This is a genomic window from Microbacterium candidum (genome assembly GCF_030315975.1).
Taxonomy (GTDB): Bacteria; Actinomycetota; Actinomycetes; order Actinomycetales; family Microbacteriaceae; genus Microbacterium; species Microbacterium candidum.
In genome coordinates this window covers 357,353-379,617 of record NZ_JASXSZ010000005.1, presented here as the reverse complement: position 1 = coordinate 379,617, position 22,265 = coordinate 357,353, and the positions used below count along the sequence as shown (strand labels likewise).

The window sequence follows — 22,265 nt, the reverse complement described above, 5'->3', positions numbered from 1 at the left end:
CATGCCTGGTGGTGACACTCCCGTCCGTGTCGGCGGGCGTCGCCTGCGCATCTCCAACCTGGACAAGGTGCTGTATCCCGAGACGGGCACGACCAAGGGCGAGGTGATCGACTACTACGCCCGCATCGCGACGTTCCTCCTTCCCCACGTCACTGACCGTCCGGTCACGCGTCGGCGCTGGCCGGAAGGGGTCGAGGGTCCTTCGTTCTTCGCGAAGGATCTCGAGGCCGGCGCACCGGATTGGGTGCGCCGCATTCCGATCGACCACTCCACCGGCGCGAAGGACTATCCGCTCGTCGACGATGTCGCGACCCTCGTCTACCTCGCACAGGTCGCGAGCCTCGAGCTGCACGTTCCGCAGTGGCGGTTCACGCCCGACGGCGGGCGCGCCGAACCGGACCGGCTCGTCCTCGATTTCGACCCGGGTCCGGGCACCGGTTTGACCGAATGCGCCGTCGTCGCCCGATGGGCGCGGGAGATCCTCGAGGACATGGGCCTCGAGCCGCTTCCCGTCACGAGCGGCTCGAAGGGCATCCATCTCTATGCGGCCCTCCCCGGCGGCCAGACGAGCGAGCAGGTGACCGCCGTCGCGCACGAGCTCGCCCGCGCCATCGAGGCCGACCACGGCGATCTCGTCGTGAGCGCGATGTCGAAGGCCGTACGGCCGGGGCGCGTGTTCATCGACTGGAGCCAGAACAACGGATCGAAGACGACGATCGCGCCGTACTCGCTGCGCGGCCGGTCGCAGCCCACGGTGGCGGCCCCCCGCACGTGGCAGGAGCTGGACGAGCCGGCGCTGCGGCATCTCACCTTCGACGAGGTGCTCGCGCGGGCGGAGGAGATCGGCGACCCGCTGAGCGCCATCGGGTTCCACGCAGGGGGTCGGGCCGCCGCCGACGGCCCGCTGAGCGCCTACATCGCGAAGCGCACGGCGGGCCGCACCCCCGAGCCCGTCCCCTCCAACCCCCTCGCCGCGGCGACGCCCCCGGGCGAGCGCCCGCGCTTCGTCATCCAGGAGCACCACGCCACCGCCCTGCACTGGGACTTCCGCCTCGAGCACGACGGCGTCTTCGTCAGCTGGGCGGTGCCGAAGGGGGTGCCGCCGACCCCGGGACGCAACAGCCTCGCGATCATGACGGAGGACCACCCGATCGAGTACGGCTCGTTCGAGGGGACCATTCCGCGGGGAGAATACGGCGCAGGGTCGGTGACGATCTGGGACGACGGCCGCTACGACCTCGAGAAATGGCGCGACGACGAGGTCATCGCCACCCTCGAGGGCCGTCCCGGCGGCCCGCTCGGCCGCGTGCGCATCGCCCTCATCCGCACGCAGGGCGACGGCGAGAAGTCGTCGTGGCTGCTGCACCGGATGAAAGCGGATGCCGAGGGCAACCCGCAGCACGACGGCGCGACGGTCCTCGCCTCCGACCAGGCCGACGACCGCACGGTCCCCGAGCTCCTCGACGCCGTCGCCGCCGTGCCCGAGTCGCTCGACGTCAGGCCGATGCTCGCCGAGACCGCGACGCCGGCGATCGCGCAGGCCGCCGCCCGGAGATGGGCGGCGCCCGACGGTGCGGCGTGGGTGGAGGCGAAATGGGACGGCATCCGCGCGATCGGCGTGTGGGACGGCGGGCACCTGCGCCTGTTCACGCGCAGCGGCCGCGACGTCACAGCCGTCTACCCCGAGCTCGCCGCCGCCCGGCTCGGTCCCGAGCCCGTCGTCGTGGACGGCGAGATCGTCGCGCTCGACGCGAGCGGGAGGCCGAGCTTCACCCGTCTGCAGAACCGGATGAACCTCACGAAGCCCCGGGAGATCGCCGCCGAGACTCCGCGCACACCCGTCCAACTGTACCTGTTCGACGCGATCTCATACGCGGGCCGCGACCTCGGCGCGACCACTCTCGCCGAGCGCCGCGACATCCTCGAGTCACTCCCCCTGCACCCTCCGCTCTCCGTGCCGCCCGTGTTCGACGATGTGGAGGCGGCGCTCGCCGGCAGTCGGGCGCTGGGCCTCGAAGGCGTCGTCGTCAAGAACCCGGCGGGACGCTATCGCCGCGGGATGCGCAGCGGCGACTGGCTGAAGATCAAGCACACCCGAACGCAGGAGGTCGTCATCGGCGGCATCCGGCCCGGCCGGCGCGCGATCGCGTCGCTCCTGGTCGGCATCCCGGGGCCGGACGGCATCCGCTACGCGGGGCGCGTCGGCACGGGATTCACCGACCGCGACTTCGCACGGCTCGAGGCGCTCCTGAACCCGTTGCGCACCGACGCCGTGCCGTTCCTCGGAGTGCCGGCCGCGGATGCGTCCGATGCACTGTGGGTACGTCCCGAGCTCGTGGCCGAAGTCGAATACGCGGAGCTCACGCCGGGCGGCATCCTCCGGCACGCGCGCTGGCGAGGCCTGCGCCCCGACAAGACACCGGGCGACGTGATCGTCGAAGGCTAGGTGTGCGCGTCGTGCTCGACGTGGCCGGCCGGCTCCAGCTGGAACGTCGAGTGCTCGACGTCGAAATGCGAGGACAGACACGACTGCAGCCGCGTGAGGATGTCCCCCGCGCGCCCGTCGCGGAGGGCTTCGTCCTCGACCACGACGTGAGCCGTGAACACCGGCGCCCCGCGCGTGAGCTGCCACACGTGGACGTCGTGGACGTCGACGACGCCGGGTGTCGTGCACATGTGGTCGCGGATCTCCTGCACGTGCACACCCTTGGGCGCGGACTCGGCCAGCACCGATGAGACCTCGCGCAGCAGGCCGATGGCGCGCGGGATGATCATCGCCGCGATGAACAGCGACGCGATGGCGTCGGCCGGCGCCCATCCGGTGAACAGGATGATGACGGCGGCCAGGATGACGGCGGCGGAGCCGATCAGATCGCCCATCACCTCGAGGTAGGCGCCGCGCACGTTGATGCTGTGCTTCTGCGCCACCGACAGCAGCCACATGGCGAGCGCGTTCGCACACAGGCCGATGATCGCGACGACGAGCATGGGCCCCGCTGCGACCTGGTTCTCGGCGGGATTGAGGAGGCGCAGGACGCCCTCGACGGCCACCCACGCCGAGAGGGCGATGAGGATGATGCCGTTGATGAGCGCCCCGAACACCTCGGCGCGCTGGTAGCCGAACGTCCGTCGCTCGTTCGCAGGCCGTGCGGCGACGGCGCTCGCGATGAGCGCGACGATGAGTGCCGCGGAGTCGGTGAACATGTGCGCCGCGTCCGCGAGGAGGGCGAGAGACCCGGAGACGATCGAGCCGACGATCTGCACGACCATGACGACGCTCGTGATGCACAACGAGAGCGCGAGGAGCCTGCGATTCGAGGCGCCGCGGATTCCGCCGGCCGGTGCGTGGTCGTGCATATGACCAGGCTATGGCGGCGCACAGCGTGCAGAGGGCGATTCCCCGCAGTCGGGAATGAGAGTCGCTCTCAGTTGCGGATGCCCTCTCGGCCGGCGACCGCAGGGCCGCCGGCGACGGGCGTCAGAGCTCGGCGAGCAGGGGTGCCAGCAGGGCGAATGCGCGCGCCCGGTGCGACTGCGCGGACTTCTCCGCATCGGTCCATTCGCCGACGGTGCGCTCGGATGCCGCATCCTGGCCGTCCGGGATGAACACCGGGTCGTAGCCGAATCCGCCGTCGCCGCGCTCGGCGGTCGCGATCCTTCCCGGCCAGACTCCCTCGACCGTGCGCTCGGCACCGTCGGGCGTGACGAGCGCGATGACCGACACGAACCGTGCAGCCCGGTGCGGGTCCGCGATATCCGCGATCTGGTCGAGGAGCAGGCGCCGGTTCGCGACCGGGTCCTTCGCGTGCCCCGCCCAGTACGCGGAGAAGATGCCGGGCGATCCGCCGAGCACGTCGACGCTCACGCCCGAGTCGTCCGCGAACGCCGGGGCCCCGGTGTGCGCGGCGGCCGCGCGGGCCTTGATGAGGGCGTTCTCGGCGAACGTCACGCCGTCTTCCACCGGTTCGGGACCGTCATAGCCGGCGAGCTCCAGATCGGGGCGCGTCGCGCTCACGATCGCCTGGAACTCCTCGACCTTGTGGGGATTGTGGGTCGCGAGGACGACCCGCTTCGTCCCGCTCACGGGATCGAACCCGCCTCCAGCGCCACCGTCTGGAGATCGCGCAGCTCGCCGCATCCGTTGACGCCGAGCTCCAGCAGGGCGTCGAGCTCGCGCTTGTCGAACGGCGCCCCCTCGGCCGTGCCCTGCACCTCGACGAAGAGGCCGCGACCGGTGACGACGACGTTCATGTCGGTCTCGGCGCGCACGTCCTCGACGTAGGCGAGGTCGAGCATCGGCGCGCCGTCGATGATCCCCACCGACACCGCGGCGACGGAGTCGAACAGCACCTGCGACTTCTGGCCGATGAACTTCTTCTCCCGGCCCCACGCGATCGCATCCGCGAGCGCCACATACGCCCCGGTGATCGCGGCGGTGCGGGTTCCGCCGTCCGCCTGCAGCACGTCGCAGTCGATCACGATGGTGTTCTCGCCGAGCGCCTTCGTGTCGACGACCGCGCGCAGGGCGCGGCCGATCAGGCGCGAGATCTCGTGGGTGCGGCCGCCGATACGACCCTTCACCGACTCGCGGTCGCTGCGGTCGTTCGTCGCACGCGGGAGCATCGCATACTCCGCGGTCACCCAGCCACGCCCCTTGCCCGTGAGCCAGCGCGGCACGCCGTTGGTGAAGGACGCCGTGCACAGCACGCGCGTGTCGCCGAACGAGATGAGCGCAGACCCTTCGGCCTGCTTGCTCCAGCCTCGCTCGATGGTCACCGGTCGCAGCTGGTCCGTCGTGCGGCCGTCGGCGCGGACGATGTCGCTCATGTGTGATCTCCCGTGGTTCAGTGCCTGGGCAGGTCGATGGCACCCGTGTGGACGAGCGTGACATCGCGCACCTCACGGCCCATGAGCCGGTGCGCGAGTCGGATGAAGTCGGCGGCGGAGTCGCCGGTGGCCTCGTAGACGTGGGACGCCACCGCATCCGGTCCCGCGAGGAGTCCACGGGAGACCAGCTGACGATAGACGTCCTTCGCGGTCTCGGTGTCGCTCGAGACGAGCGAGACGTCCGGACCCATGACGTAGCTGATCGCGCCCTCGAGGAACGGGTAGTGCGTGCACCCGAGGACGAGGGTGTCGACGCCGGCGTGACGCAGCGGCGCGAGATACTCCTCGGCGATGGCGAGCACCTCGGGCGAATCGGTGATCCCCGCCTCGACGAACTCGACGAACCGGGGGCACGCCTGGGCGAACACGGTCAGCCGCTCGTTGACCTCCAGCATGTCCTGGTAGGCGCCGGAGGAGATCGTGCCCGCCGTGCCGATCACACCGATCCGGCCGCTCCGGCTCGTGGACATGGCCGTGCGGACGGCCGGGCCGATGACCTCGACGACGGGGACGTCGTAGCGCTCGCGCGCATCGCGGAGCATCGCTGCGGACGCCGTGTTGCACGCGATGACGAGCATCTTCACGCCTTCGTCGACGAGCGTGTCGAGCACCTCGAGCGCGTACCGGCGGACGTCGGCGATCGGCTTCGGACCGTAAGGGGAATGCGCGGTGTCGCCGATGTAGCGGATCGACTCGCGAGGCAGCAGGGCCGATACGGCCCGAGCCACGGTGAGCCCGCCGACTCCGGAGTCGAAGATTCCGATCGGCGCGTCTGTCACGATCGACCAGCCTACCGGGGCCTCAGTAGGCTACGCGCATGAGCGCCTCTCCGCCCTCCTCGGCCCTGCTGACCGACCGGTACGAGCTGACGATGCTCGACGCGGCGCTGCGCGACGGCACGGCCTCCCGCCGCTGCGTCTTCGACCTGTTCACGCGCCGGCTGTCCGGCGGACGGCGCTTCGGCGTCGTCGTGGGCACGGGGCGCCTTCTGTCGCTGCTGCGCGACTTCCGCTTCGGCGAGGACGAGCTGCGCTTCCTCCGCGACACGCGCGCCGTGGATGCGCCGACCCTGGCGTATCTGGAGGAGTGGCGGTTCACCGGCACGATCACCGGCTACCGCGAGGGCGAGCTGTACTTCCCCGGCTCGCCGATCCTCACGGTCGAGGGGACCTTCGCCGAAGCGGTCGTGCTCGAGACCCTCGCACTCTCCGTGCTCAACTACGACTCGGCCGTCGCGACGGCCGCCGCACGCATGAGCATCGCCGCCGGCGATCGTCCGCTCGCCGAGATGGGCTCGCGCAGGGCCGGGGAGCAGTCGGCGGTCGCCGCCGCGCGCGCCGCGTTCATCGCAGGCTTCGGCGCGACGAGCAACCTCGAGGCGGGACGGCGCTGGGGCATCCCCACCATGGGGACGGCCGCCCATTCATGGACGCTCCTCCACGACTCCGAGGAGGACGCCTTCCGCGCGCAGGTGGACGCCCTCGGGCTCGACACGACGCTCCTCATCGACACCTACGACATCCGCAGCGGCGTCGAGACCGCCATCCGCGTCGCCGGAACCGGCCTCGGCGGCGTGCGCATCGACTCCGGAGACCTGCCGATCGTGGCCGCCGAGGTGCGCGGCCAGCTCGACGCGCTGGGCGCGACCGGCACCCGCATCACGGTGACGAGCGACCTCGACGAGTACGCGATCGCCGCCCTGGCCGCATCCCCCGTGGACGCGTACGGCGTCGGAACGTCGGTCGTGACCGGATCGGGCACGCCGACCGCCGGACTCGTCTACAAACTGGTGGCACGCCAGGATGCCGCCGGCTCCTGGGTGCCCGTCGCGAAGGCGTCCGCGGACAAGGTGTCCAAGGGCGGCCGCAAGACCGCGTTCCGCACGCTCGACCGCGGCACCGCCACGAGCGAGACGATCGTCGTGGCCGACGGCTTCGAGGAGGCTCCGAGGGCCCGGGATGACGCACGCGGGCTGCAGACCGCGTTCGTCGTCGACGGCGAGATCGCCCCCGGTTTCGAGGGGGCATCGGGCGTCGCGGCCGCGCGTGCGCATCACGCGACGGTCCGTGAGGAACTCCCGGTCCGCGCGCTGGCGCTCAGCCGAGCGGATCCTGCGATCCCGACGGTGTGGGTCGACCTCGACTGACGGGCTCTCAGCCCATCATGCGGTCGTAGATCTCCTTGCACGTGGGGCAGATCGGGAACTTCTCCGGGTCGCGCCCGGGCGTCCATTTCTTGCCGCACAGCGCCTTCACGGGCTTGCCGGTCAGTGCCGACTCGAGGATCTTGTCCTTCTTCACGTAATGCGAGAACCGCTCGTGGTCGCCGGGCTCGATGTGCTCCTCGCGCAGGAGCTCTTCGAGCTCTCGGTCGAGGACGGTGAGCCCTCCCTGATCGGGGCTGTCCAGCGGCGTGCTCATGTCGGAAAGTCTAACCGCGCAGATCGGCACGGAGGGCGGCCCCGTGGGCCGGGTCGACATCCATCGAGTTGCGGCAGATGGCGACTTTGCGGGCCTCGATGACCGCCATATGCCGCAAGTCGGCAACCGGGGCGGCAGAAAGCGCCCCGCTAGGTCGACTCGGCGAACTCCATCAGCGCCCCCGTGCGCCGCTCGTACGCGTTCGCGCCGACGAGCACGCCCGCGACGAGCACGGCGACGCCGATCGCGATTCCTCCCCACAGGGCCGCGGCCGAGAACTCCACCCGACCGGTCACCGCGAGCCACGCCCACCACAGCACCGGCGAGCTGACGACGATCGCACCGAGCAGGACGAGCCCTTGAGCCACGCCTGCCGAGGATCCCGATCGCTGCGGCTGACGGAACGGGCTGTCGCCGGGGCGCGACACGGCGTACGGAGACAGCACCGACGCAATGCTGGAGAGGCCGAGGCCGCTGAGGAACAGTGCTGCACACGCGCCGACGGCGGCGGGGAGCACGGCCCAGCGGCCGTGGATCGCCACGGCGACGGGCACCGCGACGGCCAGGACGGGGATGCCCACGAGCAGCACAGGCACGAGCCGCCCGATCCGATCGGCGGCACCGCGCACGCCGCTCGCGATGTGCAGCCACAGCGCGGTCGAGTCGTACGCGAGGTCATCGTGCGGCAGCCAGCCGAAGAAGAGCGCGAGGATCGGAAGCGGTACGAGCACAGCGACCTCGACGGGGACGCCGGCGATGAGCGGAGGGACGATCGCGAGGAGCGCTGCGACCGGGACCACGAGGATGTTCGCCATGTAGCGCCGATCGTGCAGCCAGTACACGAGGCTGCGCGCGGCGACGGCCCCTCCCGGCGTGCCCGGCGCGACGGCGAACCAGCCGAGCCCGCCGCGCTCGCGGGCCGCGACGGGCCGCTCGGGGGCGGTGAGCATCGCGGCCGAGAGCCACCACCAGATCGCGGCGAGTCCCGCGAGCGAGAGGATCGCCACCACGACGGCCCAAGCGGGTGCGGCTCCCCCGGTCGGCGCGAGGGCAGGGATCGCCCACGCGGCACCGAGCGGCGTGTGCGCGATGACCGTCGCGGCTTCGACGAGCTGGGTCGGGACGTGTCCGCGCCACTCCAGCGAGGCGAAGAAGATGCTCGCGGGGACCGCGACGACGATGATGAGGATCGCGAAGGCGCTCGACAGTTCCCGCGAACGACGCTCGCGCAGGACGAGCGCTGCGAACGCCATCCCGATCCGCGCGAACAGCGAACAGGTCACGATCGCCGCGAGAGCCGCCAGGATGCCGACGGGGATGGGCACGCCGTGAGCCGACCAGACCGCGACGAGGCATCCGCCGAGGATCGCGACGGCGAGCACCGGGATGCTGATGAGCCCGGCGAGACCGGTCGTCACAGCGAGCGATCGGGCGTCGGGGCCGAAGATGGTGAACCTTCGGGGGTCGAGCTGATCCTCGACGCCGACGATGAGCGGCACGAGCAGGAAGCTCGCGGCGACAGCCGCGCCGCCGAGTACCGTGACGACGAGGACGGCGTCATCGGACGCGGTCCGCAGGGTCAGCAGCATCCCGCCGGTCGCGATGACGACCGCGGCGAGCGCAATGAGGCCGAGCCACGCGCGGACCACGTGCGGACGAGGTCCTCGGAACGCTCCCGCCAGGAGCGCCAGCCTCAGTCGGAGAACGTGTGCAGCCACTCCAGGCCCTCCACGTCGCTGAGGCCGCCCGCGAGCTGCAGGAAGCGCTCTTCGAGCGTCGATTCGCCGCGCACCTCGGCGATCGTCCCCTCGGCGAGGACGTTGCCCGCGACGAGGATGGCGACGCGCGAGCACACCCGCTCGACGAGCTGCATGCCGTGGCTGGAGAGCAGCACCGTGCCGCCGTGGGCGACATAGGTCTCGAGGATGTCGAGGATGACCGCGCTGGAGACGGGATCGACGGATTCGAACGGCTCGTCGAGGACCAGTACGCGCGGCGAGTGGATGAGAGCGCCGGCGAGCAGGATCTTCTTCGTCATGCCCGCGGAGTAGTCCGACACCGGGCGGGAAAGCGCATCGGTGAGGTCGAACGCCCGGGCAAGATCCGCCGTCCGGCTCTCGGCGACCGCGGGAGACAGCTCACGGAGGACCCCGCAGTAGTACAGGAGCTGCCGGCCGGTGAGGCGATCGAACGTGCGCAGGCGGTCCGGCAGGACGCCGAGTCGGCGCTTCGCCTGCTGCGGGTGCGCGATCGCGTCCACACCGTCGATGCGCACCGAGCCGCTCGTGGGGCGGATGAGTCCGGCGATCATCGACAGGGTCGTCGTCTTGCCCGCGCCGTTGGGCCCGACGAGCCCGTAGAAGGAGCCGGCCGGAATCGACAGGTCGATGCCGGCGACGGCCGTCGTCTGCCCGAAAGCCTTCGTGAGACCGCTCACCACGACGGCCTGCGGTGCCGCCGATGCGGGCGCCTCCGCGTCCTCGACGAGCTGCTCGATCACCTCGGCCATGACGGCGGGTGAGACGGGATCGAGCTGATCGATCGAGGGTTCCGCCGCCTCGGGTTCGCGGTCGGCAGGCTCAGCCGCGACGGATGCCGACACCACCGCCTCCGGCTCCGTCACGTCCGGCGCGGCCGTACGATCGGCGACATCGACGCTTTCGTGGGCAACAGCGTCCTCTGCAGCGGCCTCTTCCGCGACGGCCTCGGCGGCATCCTCTTGCGCGACGGCCTCGGCGGCATCCTCCATGCTGACCTCCTCGGCCTTCAGGGCTGCCGACTCCGCGGCCCGATCCACGACATCCCGCTTCTCGTCGACCTCGCCCGGAAGCGGGGGGCGCGGCGGGAGCGCGGCGGCCGCTGCGGCCGAGATCGTCGGCTTCGGCGGGAGCGCGTGCGCGGTGCCGCCGTTCTTCGTCGTCGCGGATGCTCGCGGCGGCCGAGGCTTGCGTGGCTTCACGGGCCGCTGGTACGGGCCGCCGCCCGAGACATCCGAGCGCGGCTCGTGCGGTCTTTCCGGCACGGCAGTCACCAGCCCACGGTATCAACCGGAAGCCGAGCGACCGGCCGCCACGGCGGCCGCATAGGAAAATGCGGGAAGATCACGAAACGACAACGTCCGGCAGAACATTCTGCGGTCTATCAGGACGTTTCGCTAGCCTGGTGCAGGCACGAAGGAGTGTCGCGCCGGTGAACCGGCACTGAAGACACTCACTCCAGGAGCAAAATCTTGACACTGCAGACCGTCATCCTCGCAGCCGGCATGGGCTCGCGGCTGGGCCGCAGCCTTCCCAAGCCGCTCACCGAGCTCAGCGATGGCCGCAGCATCATGCGCCAGCAGCACGACAACATCCGCGCGGCCTTCGGCGATGACGCGCGCATCACGACCGTCGTCGGCTACCGGGCCGAGACCATCGTCGAGGCGTTCCCCTCGGTCGACTACGTGTACAACGACCGGTACGACCAGACGAACACGTCCAAGAGCCTGCTGCGCGCCCTGAACGCGACCGGGCGCGGCGGGGTGCTGTGGATGAACGGCGATGTCGTGTTCGACCCGCGCGTCCTCGGCCGGGCCATCGCGCTCATCGAGCGCGACCAGTCGTTCGTGACCGTCAACACCGCGAAGGTGAGCGACGAAGAGGTCAAGTACACCGTGACCCCCGAAGGCTTCATCCGCGAACTCTCCAAGACGGTGCGCGGCGGCGTCGGCGAGGCCGTGGGCATCAACTACATCTCGTCGGCCGACAAGCGTGCGTTCATCCGCCAGCTCAGTCGCGTCGACGACCAGGACTACTTCGAGCGCGGCCTCGAGCTCGCGATCGCCGAAGACGGGCTGCTCCTCGAGCCGCTCGACATCTCCGACCTCTACGCCGTCGAGGTCGACTTCGCCGAAGACCTCGAGCGCGCGAACCTCTACGTCTGACGGGCGCCGTTCAGACGCCGTCCGTAGGATCGGTGCGATGGCCGACAAGGTTCACCGCATCCACTCCCTGCCGGGCGACGCGCCCTGGCAGGGCGGGCTGCCTCCGGAGGGCTCCGATGAGCATCCGCTGACGATCCGTGCGCTCGATCGCGTGCTGGCTCTCCAGCGCCCGGTCGTCCTTGCGCATCTGCGCGGCGTGATCCGCAGGTATCCGGATGCGGACCCTGCGCAGCTCGCGCGCATCCTCGAGACGCGATACCTCGCTGCCGTCACGACCGGCGGTGCCGCCGTCGGCGCGACGGCTGTCGTCCCCGGCATCGGCACCGGCGTGACGCTCGCCCTGAGCGGTGTGGAGACCGTCGGATTCCTCGAGACGACCACGCTCTTCGCGCAGTCGCTCGCAGAGATCCACGGCATCCGGATCGCCGACCCGGATCGCGCCCGGGCGCTCGTCCTGACGCTCCTGCTCGGCGACGAGGGCGTGAACCTCGTCTCGCACCTCGCGGGTCAAGCAGCGGGCACCGCCGGCACGCGCACGGCGTACTGGGGTGAGATCGTGACGAAGACCCTCCCGCGCGCGGCGCTCGGCCCCGTCGTGGACCGACTGAAGTCGGTGTTCATCAAGACCTTCGCCGTGCGGGCGGGCGCCTCCTGGATCGGGAGGGCACTCCCGTTCGGCATCGGCGCCGTGATCGGCGGCGTCGGCAACGGCGTTCTGGGACGCCGCGTCGTCGTATCCGCCCGCAAGGCCTTCGGCCCGGCGCCGCTGGAGCTGCCTCCGGACCTCAGCTCCGCTCTCTCGTCCGACCTGCCCCGGCGACGGTGGACGATTCGCCGGTCGAGGACGCGCTCGTTCGAATAGTTCGTATCTATCTTCGATAGTTCGTGTCGGACGTCAGCCTTAGTCTCGCTCCATGCTCCGAGCGATCACCGATGACGACTGCCCCTCTCCCGCCGCCTACCGCGTGCCCTGGCGCGTGGAACGCCTCCGCGGCCCCCACCCGATCGTGATCAACGAGGGTGCGACTCCCGCCGACTTCGTCCGGGTGTTCGTCGCGACGTCACGTCCGCTGCGCGACCTCGCCGACACGAGTCCCGACGTCGACACGCTGCACTGGGGGCAGATGCTCCCGGGCGAGTCCGCCGAGCTGTGCCTGTGTGCCTGCGACCCGGACAGTGTGTCGGCCACCATCGCCTGGTTCCGTCCCGACGACGGCACCGAGTACGTGTGGCGGTTCACGCTGTGACAGGCCTCGAGGGGCGCACAATGGGGGCATGGGCCTGTTCGCCGAGCGCAATGAGAAGACGCCGACGTGGGCCGTGCTGCCTTCGGAGCCCTACGAACCGGAAGACGGCGCGGAGCGATTGGATGCGGCATCCACCGCCTCCCCGGCGGACCTCATCGACGGCGCAACCTCGGTGTCCATCGTTCTGCCCACCGCTCCTCTCCATGAGCACGCGCGCGACGAGACGGGAGCACCCGGGGACGCACCCGCTTCCGACGTCGAGGAGAGCTAGCTCGCGTCGTCGATGCCGTGCGTGCGCCGGTACTCGATATTCGAGCGCGGGCGGATGTCCTCGGGCAGGTCGGCGGCCGTCAGACCCTCGACGAAGATCGTCGGCGAGACGTCGAACGCCGTCGCGAGCTGGATCAGCGAGTTGATCGTCGGATTGCCGATGCCGCCCTCAAGGCGCGCGATGTGCGAGATGTCGAGGTCCGAGAGCTCGGCGAGCAGCTTCCGACTCATGCTCGTCTTGTGACGGAGGTCGCGGATGAGCTCCCCGAGATGCGCGGCTGCCGGGGATGCCGCGTCCTTCATCCATCCTGACTATCGGCAGGCTCCGGCGCGCCCCTATGCATATATGAGATAGAACGAAGGCGAACTGTTGCGATCTCGCGGATGTAAGCGCTTGCATAAGGGCCGCCGCACCGAATAGCCTCGACGTCATGGACAACACGCTGGCGTGTCTGGCCGCGTGGATCCCGCAGCAGCGCTGGTACGCGGCCAAGGGGCGTACCCCCGCTCTCCGCATCGTCGCGAGCATCGATCTGGATGCCGTCGATGCGGACATCCGCGTGCGCACGCTGCTGGTCGCGGACGATGCTTCCCGGCCGCCGGTTCTCTACCAGGTGCCCGTCGTCGAACGTCCGGCCGGAGACCGCGATCTGCGCCCGCGCCACACGATCGGCGAAGCGCTGCCGGGCATGGTCCTCGTCGACGGCGTCCATGACCCGGCTTATGCGCGCGCGCTGCTGCAGCTCGTGACCGCCGGAGGACGTCGGCGCTCCGACGACCTCGTCCTGACGGGCACAGGGGTCGCCGCATCCGCCCTGTCGCTCACGACGCGCGCGGAGGTCCTCACCGGCGAGCAGTCGAACACATCACTGGTCTACCGCGACCCGGGGAGTCCGCTGATCTGCAAGCTCTACCGGAAGCTCCAGCCAGGCCTCAACCCCGACGTCGAGTTGCAGGTGGCCCTCGCCGACGCCGGATCGACGCGTGTGCCACGGCCGGCCGGCTGGCTCGAAGGTTCGTGGGCGGCGGAAGGCGGAGAGATCGAGTCAGGCTCCCTCGCGTTCGCGCAGGAGTTCCTCCCAGACGTCGAGGATGCATGGCGCGTGGCGCTGCGCGCGGCTGCCGAGGGAGAGGACTTCCAGGCCGGGGCCCGCGAGCTGGGCGCCGCCACGGCGGAGGTCCACCTGACCCTTGCCCGCGCCCTCCCGATGCGGGCGGCAGGCGCCGCCGAGCGGGATGCGGTGACCGCGACATGGCACCGACGCCTCGAGGATGCGATCGGCGAGGTCCCCGAGCTCGCCTCGCGCCGGGCGGCCATCGAGACGGGCTACGCCCGCGCACGCGACGAGGTGTTCCCGCCGCTCCAGCGGATCCACGGCGATTACCACCTGGGGCAGGTCGTCCGGATCCCCGGGCGAGGCTGGGTCCTGCTCGACTTCGAGGGCGAACCCATGCGTCCGATGCAGGAGCGGCGCCGACCGGATCTGGCCCTCCGAGACATCGCGGGCATGCTGCGGTCGTTCGATTACGTGGCGGGATCCCTCGGCCAGGACATGCCCGAGCGCGCCGATGCCGTCGACGCGTGGGCGCGCGCCGCCCGCGCGGCGTATCTCGAGGGCTATGCCGCGGCATCCGGCCTCGACCTCGTGGCATCCGCTCCCCTGCTGCATGCCCTGGAGCTCGACAAGGCCGTGTACGAGACCCTCTACGAAGCGCGCAACCGCCCCTCGTGGATCGGGATCCCGCTGCGCGCCGTCGACCGCCTCACAGGGGTCGTGCGCCCGTCCATGGCATGATCGACGGGTGCAGAACGGCGAACGCGGGCGGAGGGACGCCCCGGTTCCTTCCCCGGATGCCGGTGTCGCGTTCGTCATGCCGGTGCTCAACGAGGTCCGGTATCTCGAGCGTGCCGTCGCCACCGTGCTGCAGCAGGACGTCCCTGGCCCGATGCAGCTCATCCTCGCGCTCGGTCCCTCGACGGACGGGACGAACGAGCTCGCCGCGCGGCTGGCCGCGGATGACGAGCGAATCCTCCTCGTCGACAACCCCGGCGCCGACATCCCCAAGGGCCTGAACCTCGCCATCCGCGCCTCCGACGCGCCGACCGTGGTGCGCGTCGACGCCCACTCCGAGCTGTCCCCGGGATACACGCGCGACGCGCTCGCGACCCTTGCCCGCACGCGCGCGGCGAACGTCGGCGGGGTCATGCGCGCCGACGGGCGCACCCCCTTCCAGCGCGCGGTCGCGCGCGCGTACAACTCCCCCATCGGCCTCGGCGGCGGGGCCTACCACGGCGGGACGCAGGAAGCGGAAGCCGAATCCGCGTACCTCGGCGTCATGCGCCGCGATGTCCTCGACGAGGTGGGCCTGTTCGACGAGTCGATCCGCCGGGGCGAGGACTGGGAGCTCAACCTGCGCATCCGCGCGGCCGGCTATCGCGTCTGGTTCGACCCGGCGCTGTCGGTGACCTACTGGCCGCGCGAGAGCTGGACGCGGCTGGCCCGCCAGTTCCGCGCGACCGGGACGTGGCGCGGCGAGCTCGTCCGCCGCTTCGGCCGCCGCAACTCGCTGCGCTTCTTCGCGCCGCCCGCGCTCCTCATCGACCTCGCCCTCGCCGTCGTCGTCGGGGCGCTGCAGCTCACCCAGGTGCTGACCGGATGGTGGTCGGTGGCGGCGTCTGTCGTCTATCTGCCCCTCATCGCCTACGCGCTCGTGATCATCGCCGTCGCGATCGGGCCCGGGGGCGGCAAGGGCTGGCGCGACAAGCTCTGGACCCTCGCCGTGATCCCGACGATGCACCTGTCGTGGGGGCTCGGCTTCCTCATCGGCACCTCGCGCGGCGCGCACGACACCGTCGACACCTCGCGACTCGGGACGCGCAACACGCCGTTGCCGTGATGCGCGGGGTCAGCGCGAGATCATGCCCTGATCGAGGATGCGGGCGACCACCCGCTCGGCCGCGCGCCCGTCGTCGCGGGCGTTGAACTTCTGCCGCCACTGGGCGTACCGACCGGCGTACGTGCCGGCATCCTTCGTCTCCGCCTCCGCCTTCAGCGCCGCCACGAGCTCCTCCTGCGTGCGCACGACGGGGCCTGGGGCGTGCGCCACGAGGTCGAAGTAGAAGCCGCGCAGGTCCCCCTGGTAGTGCTCCATGTCCGAGACAAGGTAGTACATGGGCTTGCCGGTCACGGAGAAGTCGAACATGACCGAGGAGTAGTCCGTGACGAGGGCGTCGGCGACGAGCAGCAGCTGCGCCGTGTCGGGAAAGGCCGTCACGTCGATGACCCGCGCGCCCGCGGCATCCCGCCCCGGCTGAAGCGTGCGCGAATGACCGCGCACGAGCACGACCGCGTCTGCTGCTGCCGCAAGCTCGGCGGGGTCGACGAAGTCGACGATCTCGGTGCGGTCGTCGCGCCACGTCGGCGCATACAGGAGCACGCGCTCGTCGGAGCGGATGCCGAGCGCCTCGCGTGTGGCCGTGCCGTCTCCGTTCACGAGCACGTCGTTGCGCGGGTACCCCTCCACCCACACCGGGCGCGAGAGGAACGCGTACGCCTTGCCGAGGATGCGGGCGGCGTAGGGGTTCTGCGCGACCAGGACGTTCCAGCGTCGCGACTCACGCACGACCGCGAGCGCGCGTCGCGGGTCGAATCCGGGACGGTGCAGCGCGAGACGCTTGAGGGGCGTGCCGTGCCAGGTCTGCAGGACGGTCTGACCCGGACGCCGCACGAACCGGCGACGGAGCCAGTCGTTGACGACGAGCAGCCGCGAGGCGCCGCGTGCCCGCCACCACTCGGGGCTGCCCTCCACGACCGGCACACCGCCCTCGGGAACCTGCACGGACAGGTCGACGACGCTCCAGTAGCGGACGACGCCGGGCGCTCGTCGCGCGATCTCCCGGTCGATCGCAAGCGGATTGCAGCTCGCGTTGCGCCCGTAGAAGCTCTCGAAGAAGACGGCGTTCTCGAGACCCCCGGCCGGGCGCGCGGCGTAGCGGCGCTCCAGCGCGCTCTGCCCCTCGCCCGAGTCGTACGCCGGGTCGACAGGGGGCCCGATGCGGACGGTCGAGCCTTCGAGCGATGCGCGGAGCGTCCCGAGGAGCTCCGTGGGCAGCGCCGTCGGCTCCGTCGCGGTGCCGTCGATGCGGAGCGTGTAGGCCCCGGAGGGCAAGGGCAGCTCGGGCCCTCCCCACCGCGCCGCCCGCAGCGGCAGGGTGGCGATCCACCCGTCGCCCTGCCGCTCGACCACCCCTGACACCCGTGCGCGGGCGCCGACGAGCTCGACGGCGGGAGCGGTCCCCCGCCCTTCGAGGACGAGGGCGGCTCCGTCATCGACGGTGAACCGGGCGTCGGTCATGAGATTCCTTCCGCAGTCTCGGGCAGGTCCGACGTGATGCGCCGTCCCAGCCCTGACAGGATCGCGCGGTAGACGCGCCGGGTGTTCCTGCCGTCCCGATACGCGTGGATGCGCGTGTCCAGGTCGCGTGCGCGCTCGAGGCGGCGTTCACGTTCGGCCGGGTCGTCGAGGACGGCGATGAGCTGCTGCGTCGCCTCGGCCCACGTCGTGGCGTGGTCAAGGCCTGCGACATCCTCGTACCGGCCGTAGAAGCCGCGCTCCCGCGCGTACTCCTCGACGTCGGGAGCCAGGAACAGCACGGGCATCGGCACGAGCGACGTGTCGAACACGAGCGACGAGTAGTCGGTCACGAGGGCGTCGAGTCCGGACAGGAGCGGTGTGACGTCCGGTGCGAGCGCGCTGCCGATGCCGCGCACCCGGTCGGTCGCGAACGGCACCGTGTACTCCCCCGCCCCGAGCGGATGCGAGCGCACGAGAAGCACTGCGTCGCGCTCGTCGAGCGCCGTGACGAGCGCGCGCCACTCTGCCGCCGTGGGGACGGCCGGGTCGGGTGCCCCATCGCGCCACGTGGGCGCGTACAGGACGAGCCTGGCTTCCCCGACATCGCCCGCGAGACGCGAGATCTCCGCCCGCGCGGCGGACCGGCGCGCATCCGGATCGCCCTGGGACAGCACGTCGACCCGAGGTTCGCCCGTGACGGGCACGTGCACGTCTGCGATGCCGAATGCCGACTCGAGGCGGCCGCGCACAACGTGGGACGCGGCCGGGAGGACGGCGATGCGCTGCGCGGCCCCGCGGTACATGGCGGCGAGGATGCGGCGCACGAGACGCGATCCGGGGAGGATGCCGCTGCGCACCGTCGCCGGGGAATCCAGGCCGATGCGCTTGAGCGGGATCCCGTGCCACAGCTGCGCGACGAACGCGCCGGAGACCGCGTAGCGGTTGACATCCCCGAACCCGTGGGTGACGACGATCACGCGGGCGCGCGCCGTGCGCCAGAACCCCCGGACGGAGTGCTTCGGAAGGGTCGGGATGCCGTGGGCCGCTGCATCCTGCTCTTCGCGTTCCGAGCCCGTCAGCCATACGGCGGGGTGCCCTGCCTCGGCGACGACCTGCCACAGCGCGAGCGCCCCCTCGCCGATGCCTGCGCCGCAGCCGAAGACCCACTCGTCGTCCGATCGCGGCACGAGGAGTGTCGCGAGGCGTCCTGCCGCGTAGAGCGGGAGGCGGACGAGCTTTCCGGCGTTGCCCGCGCCGAACGAGAAGGACGCCACCCCGCGAGCCTATCGCGGGGTGGCGCCCGAGCCGTTCGGCGGTCGCTCAGCTGGTCTTGAGCGCCCCGAGCGTGACCTGCGCGGTCTGCGTCTTGCCGTTGCGGACGAAGGTGATCGACGCCTGCGCTCCAGACGCGTGCGCGCGCACCTGCGCCGTGAGGTCGGTCGAGTTGGTCACCGGCACGCCGTCGAAGGCGGTGACGATGTCACCCTTCTGCAGGCCCGCCTTCTCGGCCGCACCGCCCGCGGTGACGGCGTCGACGAGGGCGCCGGTCGTGGTGGCGCCGGTCACGCCCTCCTCATCGCCGACCGTCGCGCCGAGCAGCCCGTGTGTCGCCTTGCCGTCCTTGATCAGCTCATCGGAGATGCGCTTGGCGATGTCCGACGGGATCGAGAACCCGACGCCGATCGACCCGCTCTGTCCGCCCGAGCTCGACCCTGCCGTCGCGATTGCGACGTTGATGCCGACGAGCTTGCCGTCGGCGTCGACCAGCGCGCCGCCCGAGTTGCCGGGGTTGATCGCGGCGTCGGTCTGGATGACGGCGATCTTGATGGTCTCGCTCGCCTGGGACTGCTGCTGCTGGCCCTGGCCGAAGTCGAAGTAGAACGGCCCGTTGCCGTTGTTCCCGCCTCCGTTGCCGCCGTTCCCGTTGCCGTTGCCGCCGTTGCCGTTGCCGTTGCTGCCGTCCTGCGAACCGGAGTTCGGCGCCGCGGACGAGGCGATGGCGATGGACCGGTTCAGGGCGCTGACGATGCCCGTCGTGACGGAGTTCGACAGCGCGAGGGGCGCGCCGATCGCCACGGTCTGGTCGCCGACGTTGATCTTGCTCGAGTCGCCGAACGTGATCGGGGTCATGCCCGACGCGTTCTTCAGCTTGATCACGGCGAGGTCGTACGTGGGGTCGGTTCCGACCACGGTCGCGCCGTAGATCCGGCCGTCGCTGGTCGTGACCGAGAGCGTGGGGCTGCCGGTCGCGCCGTCGAGCGTCACGACGTGGGTGTTGGTCAGGATGTAGCCGTCCGCGGTGAGGACGACACCCGAGCCGGTCCCGGCCGAGTTGCCGGAGGACGCGTTGATCGTCACGACGCTCGGGAGCACCTTGGTGGCGACCGCGGTGGTGTTCGTCACGGACTTGGGGTTGTTCACCGTGACCGCAGCCGGCGCCTGCGCCGTCGTGCTGCCGGTGTTGCCCCACAGCGCCGCGCCAGCGGCGGCTCCGCCGAGGCCTGCCGCGCCGCCGACGACGGCGGCCGCGACGATGATGCCGACGATCGCGCCGGCGCCGATGCGGTTCTTCTTCTCCTTGACCGGAGCGGCAGGCTGCGCCTGCGGCGGCACGCCGAACGCCTGGCCGGGGTACGGCTGGCCCGCGTATGCCGGCTGCGCGTCCTTCGGGTGCGCCGGCTGGCCGGCGACCGCGTACGCCGGTGCCGGCGGCACGGGCGGGATGGATGCGGCGCCCTGCGCAGGCTGCACCGGCGGAACCGGCGCGGTCGGCTGCGCGGCCGTCGGCTGCCCGTCGGCAGGCTGCGCGGCGGCCGGCTGCACCGACGCGACGGGCAGCGTGGGCTGCACGTCGGCGGATGCCTGAGCCGGGGCCGCGGCGGCCGGCGCCTCAGCCGGTGCCGGGGCGGCAGGCGCCTCGACAGGCGTCGCGGGAACGTCCTGCGCGGCCGGCTGGGCGGGCGTCGCGGGAACGGGGGTCGTCTCGGTGGCGGGCGTCTCGGCGCCGGCCGCGGGAGTGGGTTCGGGGGTGATGCCCGGGGTGTCGCTCATTGATTGCTCCTTCTGGACAAGCATGTTCAGCTTGGCCACGACCTCTGTGTGTTTCCTATGACGCCAATGGGATCGACCTATGCGAGTAGCGTTAGAAACGTGCGAGACATTCCCGGCGCGTGGAAGCGTGCGGCGCGCGGCGCAGGGCTGCTGTCGGACGACGGCGCTCCCATACCCACCATCTTCGCCGAGATGAGCGCACTCGCGGCCGATACCGGCGCGATCAACCTCGGGCAGGGCTTCCCTGACGAGGACGGACCCGAAGAGATCCTGCAGGTCGCACGTCGCGCGATCGCGGACGGGGTCAACCAGTATCCGCCGGGGCGCGGCATCCTGGACCTCCGGCAGGCGATCGCCGACCACCAGCACCGCTTCTACGGAATCTCGCTCGACCCCGAGCGCGATGTCCTCGTCACCGCAGGTGCGACCGAGGCGCTCGCGGCGGCCCTCCTGGCCTTCACCGATGGGCCTGACGACGAGGTCGTCGTGTTCGAGCCCTATTACGACGCGTACGCCGCCACGGTCGCCCTCGCCGGCGCCCGCCTCGTCCCGGTTCCGCTGCGGGCGCCGGACTTCCAGCCCGACCTCGACGAACTGCGGAGCGCCGTGTCCGACCGCACTCGCGTCATCCTCGTCAACGACCCGCACAATCCGACCGGTGCGGTGTTCTCCCGCGACGTGCTGGACGAGGTCGTGAGTCTCGCGCACCGGCACGATGCTCTCATCGTCACCGACGAGGTCTACGAGCATCTCGCCTTCGACACCCCGCACACGCCGATCGCGACCCTTCCGGGTGCGTGGGAGCGCACGCTCACCATCTCATCCGGCGGCAAGACGTTCTCCACGACCGGGTGGAAGATCGGGTGGGCGACCGGGCCGGCCGATCTCGTCGATGCGGTCCTGGCCGTCAAGCAGTTCCTCACCTACGTGAACGGCGCACCCTTCCAGCCCGCGATCGCCACCGGTCTGCGTCTGCCCGACGCGTTCTTCCATGGCACTGCCGACACGCTGAAGGCCAAGCGCGACGTGCTCGGCACGGGACTGCATGCGGCCGGGTTCGAGGTCTTCGAACCCGCGGGCACGTACTTCACGGTGGTGGATGCCGCGCCGCTCGGGGCGACGGATGCAGCGGCGTTCTGCCGCTCGCTCCCGGAACGCGCCGGCGTGGTCGCCATCCCGCTCACGGCTTTCGTGACGTCCGGCCACCGGTCCGCGTATGCGACCCTGGTGCGGTTCGCGGCGTGCAAGCGCACCGAGGTGCTCGAGGAGGCGGCGGCGCGCCTCGCGGCCTTGTCGGCGTGACTCAGCCCTGGGGCACCACGCGATAGCGGCGCAGCCGCAGCGCGGGATTGACCCGCCGCACGTTCTCGATCGCCTCGGCGTCGAGGTGCGCGACGGCGACGTCGGTCGCCGTGCCGACGGAGGCGATCGTCGTCCCCTGCGGGTCGACGATCATCGAGTGGCCGACGCCGAGGGGCGGCGGATGGTCCGCGGCCGCGACGTACGCCGTGCTCTCGATCGCCCGCGCCGTCACGAGCGTGCGCCAGTGGTGCTCCTTGAGCGGTCCGCGCACCCATTCCGCGGGCACGAGGATGACGTCCGCCCCCGCATCCACCAGCACGCGGGTCGACTCCGGGAATCGCAGGTCGTAGCAGGTCTGCAGGCCGAACGTGAGCCCGTCGAGGACGAACGTCTGCGGCGGCTCGAGCGATCCCGGTTCCACCCAGTCGGACTCCCGCTGGCCGAACGCGTCGTACAGGTGCTGCTTTCGATACGCGGCGAGGAGTCCCGTGCCGTCCACGGCGACCACGGCGTTGCGGATGCGGCCGTCCTCGGCGGATTCGACGAGACCCGCGACCACCGTGATGCCGAGGCGGCCGGCCAGGTCGGCGAGAACCGTGGCGAACTGACCGTCGACGGGCTGCGCGTTGGCGGCGAGCGAGTCGTCGAAGGGGTCGACGAAGAAGCTCGAGTACTCGGGGAACACGACGAGCCGCGCACCCCGGTCCGCCGCGCGCTCGGCGAGCCGGGCGATCTCCGCGAGGTTCGCGTCGGTGTCGGCGATCGGCGCGAACTGCGCGACCGCGACGGCGAAGGAAGACGTGCTCACGT

21 protein-coding genes are annotated in these 22,265 nt (G+C 71.1%); 9 read left to right on the top strand and 12 right to left on the bottom strand.

Annotation, left to right across the window (positions count from 1 at the left end):
- Position 1: 1 nt before the first annotated feature.
- A complete protein-coding gene (locus QSV35_RS16385; RefSeq protein WP_286289874.1) occupies positions 2 to 2,446 on the top strand; it encodes an ATP-dependent DNA ligase in 2,445 nt (814 codons plus the stop codon).
- On the opposite strand, the gene QSV35_RS16380 is transcribed toward QSV35_RS16385, so the two are convergent.
- The 4 genes from QSV35_RS16380 to murI all read right to left on the bottom strand — a co-directional run bounded on the left by QSV35_RS16380 (position 2,443) and on the right by murI (position 5,666).
- Entirely contained in the window at positions 2,443 to 3,357 is a 915-nt protein-coding gene (locus QSV35_RS16380) for a cation diffusion facilitator family transporter (RefSeq protein ID WP_286289872.1), read from the bottom strand. The genes QSV35_RS16385 and QSV35_RS16380 overlap by 4 nt on opposite strands.
- Before the next feature lie 121 nt (positions 3,358 to 3,478).
- Positions 3,479 to 4,084: an RdgB/HAM1 family non-canonical purine NTP pyrophosphatase gene (gene rdgB / locus QSV35_RS16375; RefSeq protein WP_286289871.1), complete on the bottom strand. Its 606-nt coding sequence runs from the start codon at positions 4,082 to 4,084 to the stop codon at positions 3,479 to 3,481.
- Positions 4,081 to 4,827 (bottom strand): ribonuclease PH, encoded by a 747-nt coding sequence (rph, locus tag QSV35_RS16370; RefSeq protein ID WP_286289870.1) that lies wholly within the window; start codon positions 4,825 to 4,827, stop codon positions 4,081 to 4,083. Before rph ends, rdgB begins: the two co-directional genes overlap by 4 nt.
- Positions 4,828 to 4,844: 17 nt before the next feature.
- Positions 4,845 to 5,666 (bottom strand): glutamate racemase, encoded by an 822-nt coding sequence (gene murI, locus QSV35_RS16365; protein WP_286289869.1) that lies wholly within the window; start codon positions 5,664 to 5,666, stop codon positions 4,845 to 4,847.
- Between the two features lie 38 nt (positions 5,667 to 5,704).
- On the opposite strand from murI, the gene QSV35_RS16360 reads away from it, so the two are divergent.
- The gene (locus tag QSV35_RS16360; protein WP_286289868.1) at positions 5,705 to 7,033 is read left to right on the top strand and encodes a nicotinate phosphoribosyltransferase; all 1,329 of its coding nucleotides are present in this window, start codon (positions 5,705 to 5,707) and stop codon (positions 7,031 to 7,033) included.
- A gap of 7 nt (positions 7,034 to 7,040) precedes the next feature.
- Here the strand turns inward: QSV35_RS16360 and QSV35_RS16355 are convergent, their stop codons facing one another.
- From QSV35_RS16355 to QSV35_RS16345, 3 genes are all read right to left on the bottom strand, one after another.
- Positions 7,041 to 7,307, bottom strand: coding sequence for a DUF3039 domain-containing protein (locus tag QSV35_RS16355; protein ID WP_286289867.1), 267 nt, complete (start codon positions 7,305 to 7,307; stop codon positions 7,041 to 7,043).
- A gap of 149 nt (positions 7,308 to 7,456) precedes the next feature.
- Entirely contained in the window at positions 7,457 to 8,956 is a 1,500-nt protein-coding gene (locus QSV35_RS16350; protein ID WP_353618987.1) for a hypothetical protein, read from the bottom strand.
- Positions 8,957 to 9,000: 44 nt separating this feature from the next.
- Positions 9,001 to 10,338 (bottom strand): ABC transporter ATP-binding protein, encoded by a 1,338-nt coding sequence (locus tag QSV35_RS16345; protein WP_286289865.1) that lies wholly within the window; start codon positions 10,336 to 10,338, stop codon positions 9,001 to 9,003.
- Between the two features lie 198 nt (positions 10,339 to 10,536).
- Between QSV35_RS16345 and QSV35_RS16340 the strand changes: the two genes are divergently transcribed.
- From QSV35_RS16340 to QSV35_RS16325, 4 genes are read left to right on the top strand one after another with little or no spacing between them, the layout of a single operon-like run.
- On the top strand, positions 10,537 to 11,229 hold the full coding sequence (locus QSV35_RS16340; RefSeq protein WP_286289864.1) for a phosphocholine cytidylyltransferase family protein: 693 nt from the start codon (positions 10,537 to 10,539) through the stop codon (positions 11,227 to 11,229).
- A 37-nt stretch (positions 11,230 to 11,266) separates the two neighbouring features.
- Entirely contained in the window at positions 11,267 to 12,091 is an 825-nt protein-coding gene (locus tag QSV35_RS16335; RefSeq protein WP_286289863.1) for a hypothetical protein, read from the top strand.
- Positions 12,092 to 12,143: 52 nt separating this feature from the next.
- A complete protein-coding gene (locus QSV35_RS16330) occupies positions 12,144 to 12,476 on the top strand; it encodes a hypothetical protein (protein ID WP_286289862.1) in 333 nt (110 codons plus the stop codon).
- A 28-nt stretch (positions 12,477 to 12,504) separates the two neighbouring features.
- Entirely contained in the window at positions 12,505 to 12,747 is a 243-nt protein-coding gene (locus QSV35_RS16325) for a hypothetical protein (protein ID WP_286289861.1), read from the top strand.
- Here QSV35_RS16325 and QSV35_RS16320 read toward each other — a convergent pair.
- Positions 12,744 to 13,049, bottom strand: a complete 306-nt coding sequence (locus QSV35_RS16320; RefSeq protein WP_286289860.1) for a helix-turn-helix domain-containing protein — start codon at positions 13,047 to 13,049, stop codon at positions 12,744 to 12,746. The two genes, QSV35_RS16325 and QSV35_RS16320, sit on opposite strands and share 4 nt — an antisense overlap.
- Positions 13,050 to 13,177: 128 nt before the next feature.
- On the opposite strand from QSV35_RS16320, the gene QSV35_RS16315 reads away from it, so the two are divergent.
- Both QSV35_RS16315 and QSV35_RS16310 read left to right on the top strand, forming a co-directional pair.
- Entirely contained in the window at positions 13,178 to 14,542 is a 1,365-nt protein-coding gene (locus QSV35_RS16315; RefSeq protein ID WP_286289859.1) for a maltokinase N-terminal cap-like domain-containing protein, read from the top strand.
- A gap of 7 nt (positions 14,543 to 14,549) precedes the next feature.
- Positions 14,550 to 15,644: a glycosyltransferase family 2 protein gene (locus QSV35_RS16310; RefSeq protein ID WP_474099268.1), complete on the top strand. Its 1,095-nt coding sequence runs from the start codon at positions 14,550 to 14,552 to the stop codon at positions 15,642 to 15,644.
- Positions 15,645 to 15,653: 9 nt separating this feature from the next.
- Here the strand turns inward: QSV35_RS16310 and QSV35_RS16305 are convergent, their stop codons facing one another.
- The 3 genes from QSV35_RS16305 to QSV35_RS16295 are packed head-to-tail and all read right to left on the bottom strand — an operon-like array spanning position 15,654 to position 20,153.
- Complete coding sequence (locus QSV35_RS16305; protein ID WP_286289858.1) at positions 15,654 to 17,102, bottom strand: CDP-glycerol glycerophosphotransferase family protein; 1,449 nt, start codon at positions 17,100 to 17,102, stop codon at positions 15,654 to 15,656.
- Positions 17,099 to 18,376 carry a CDP-glycerol glycerophosphotransferase family protein gene (locus QSV35_RS16300; protein ID WP_286289856.1) on the bottom strand — a complete coding sequence of 426 codons (1,278 nt, stop codon included), beginning with the start codon at positions 18,374 to 18,376 and terminating at the stop codon, positions 17,099 to 17,101. The genes QSV35_RS16305 and QSV35_RS16300 overlap by 4 nt, the downstream gene beginning before the upstream one ends.
- A 46-nt stretch (positions 18,377 to 18,422) precedes the next feature.
- Positions 18,423 to 20,153 (bottom strand): S1C family serine protease, encoded by a 1,731-nt coding sequence (locus tag QSV35_RS16295; protein ID WP_286289854.1) that lies wholly within the window; start codon positions 20,151 to 20,153, stop codon positions 18,423 to 18,425.
- Between the two features lie 99 nt (positions 20,154 to 20,252).
- On the opposite strand from QSV35_RS16295, the gene QSV35_RS16290 reads away from it, so the two are divergent.
- Positions 20,253 to 21,455, top strand: coding sequence for a pyridoxal phosphate-dependent aminotransferase (locus tag QSV35_RS16290; protein WP_286289852.1), 1,203 nt, complete (start codon positions 20,253 to 20,255; stop codon positions 21,453 to 21,455).
- Between the two features lies 1 nt (position 21,456).
- On the opposite strand, the gene QSV35_RS16285 is transcribed toward QSV35_RS16290, so the two are convergent.
- Complete coding sequence (locus tag QSV35_RS16285; protein ID WP_286289851.1) at positions 21,457 to 22,263, bottom strand: carbon-nitrogen hydrolase family protein; 807 nt, start codon at positions 22,261 to 22,263, stop codon at positions 21,457 to 21,459.
- Positions 22,264 to 22,265 lie beyond the last annotated feature (2 nt).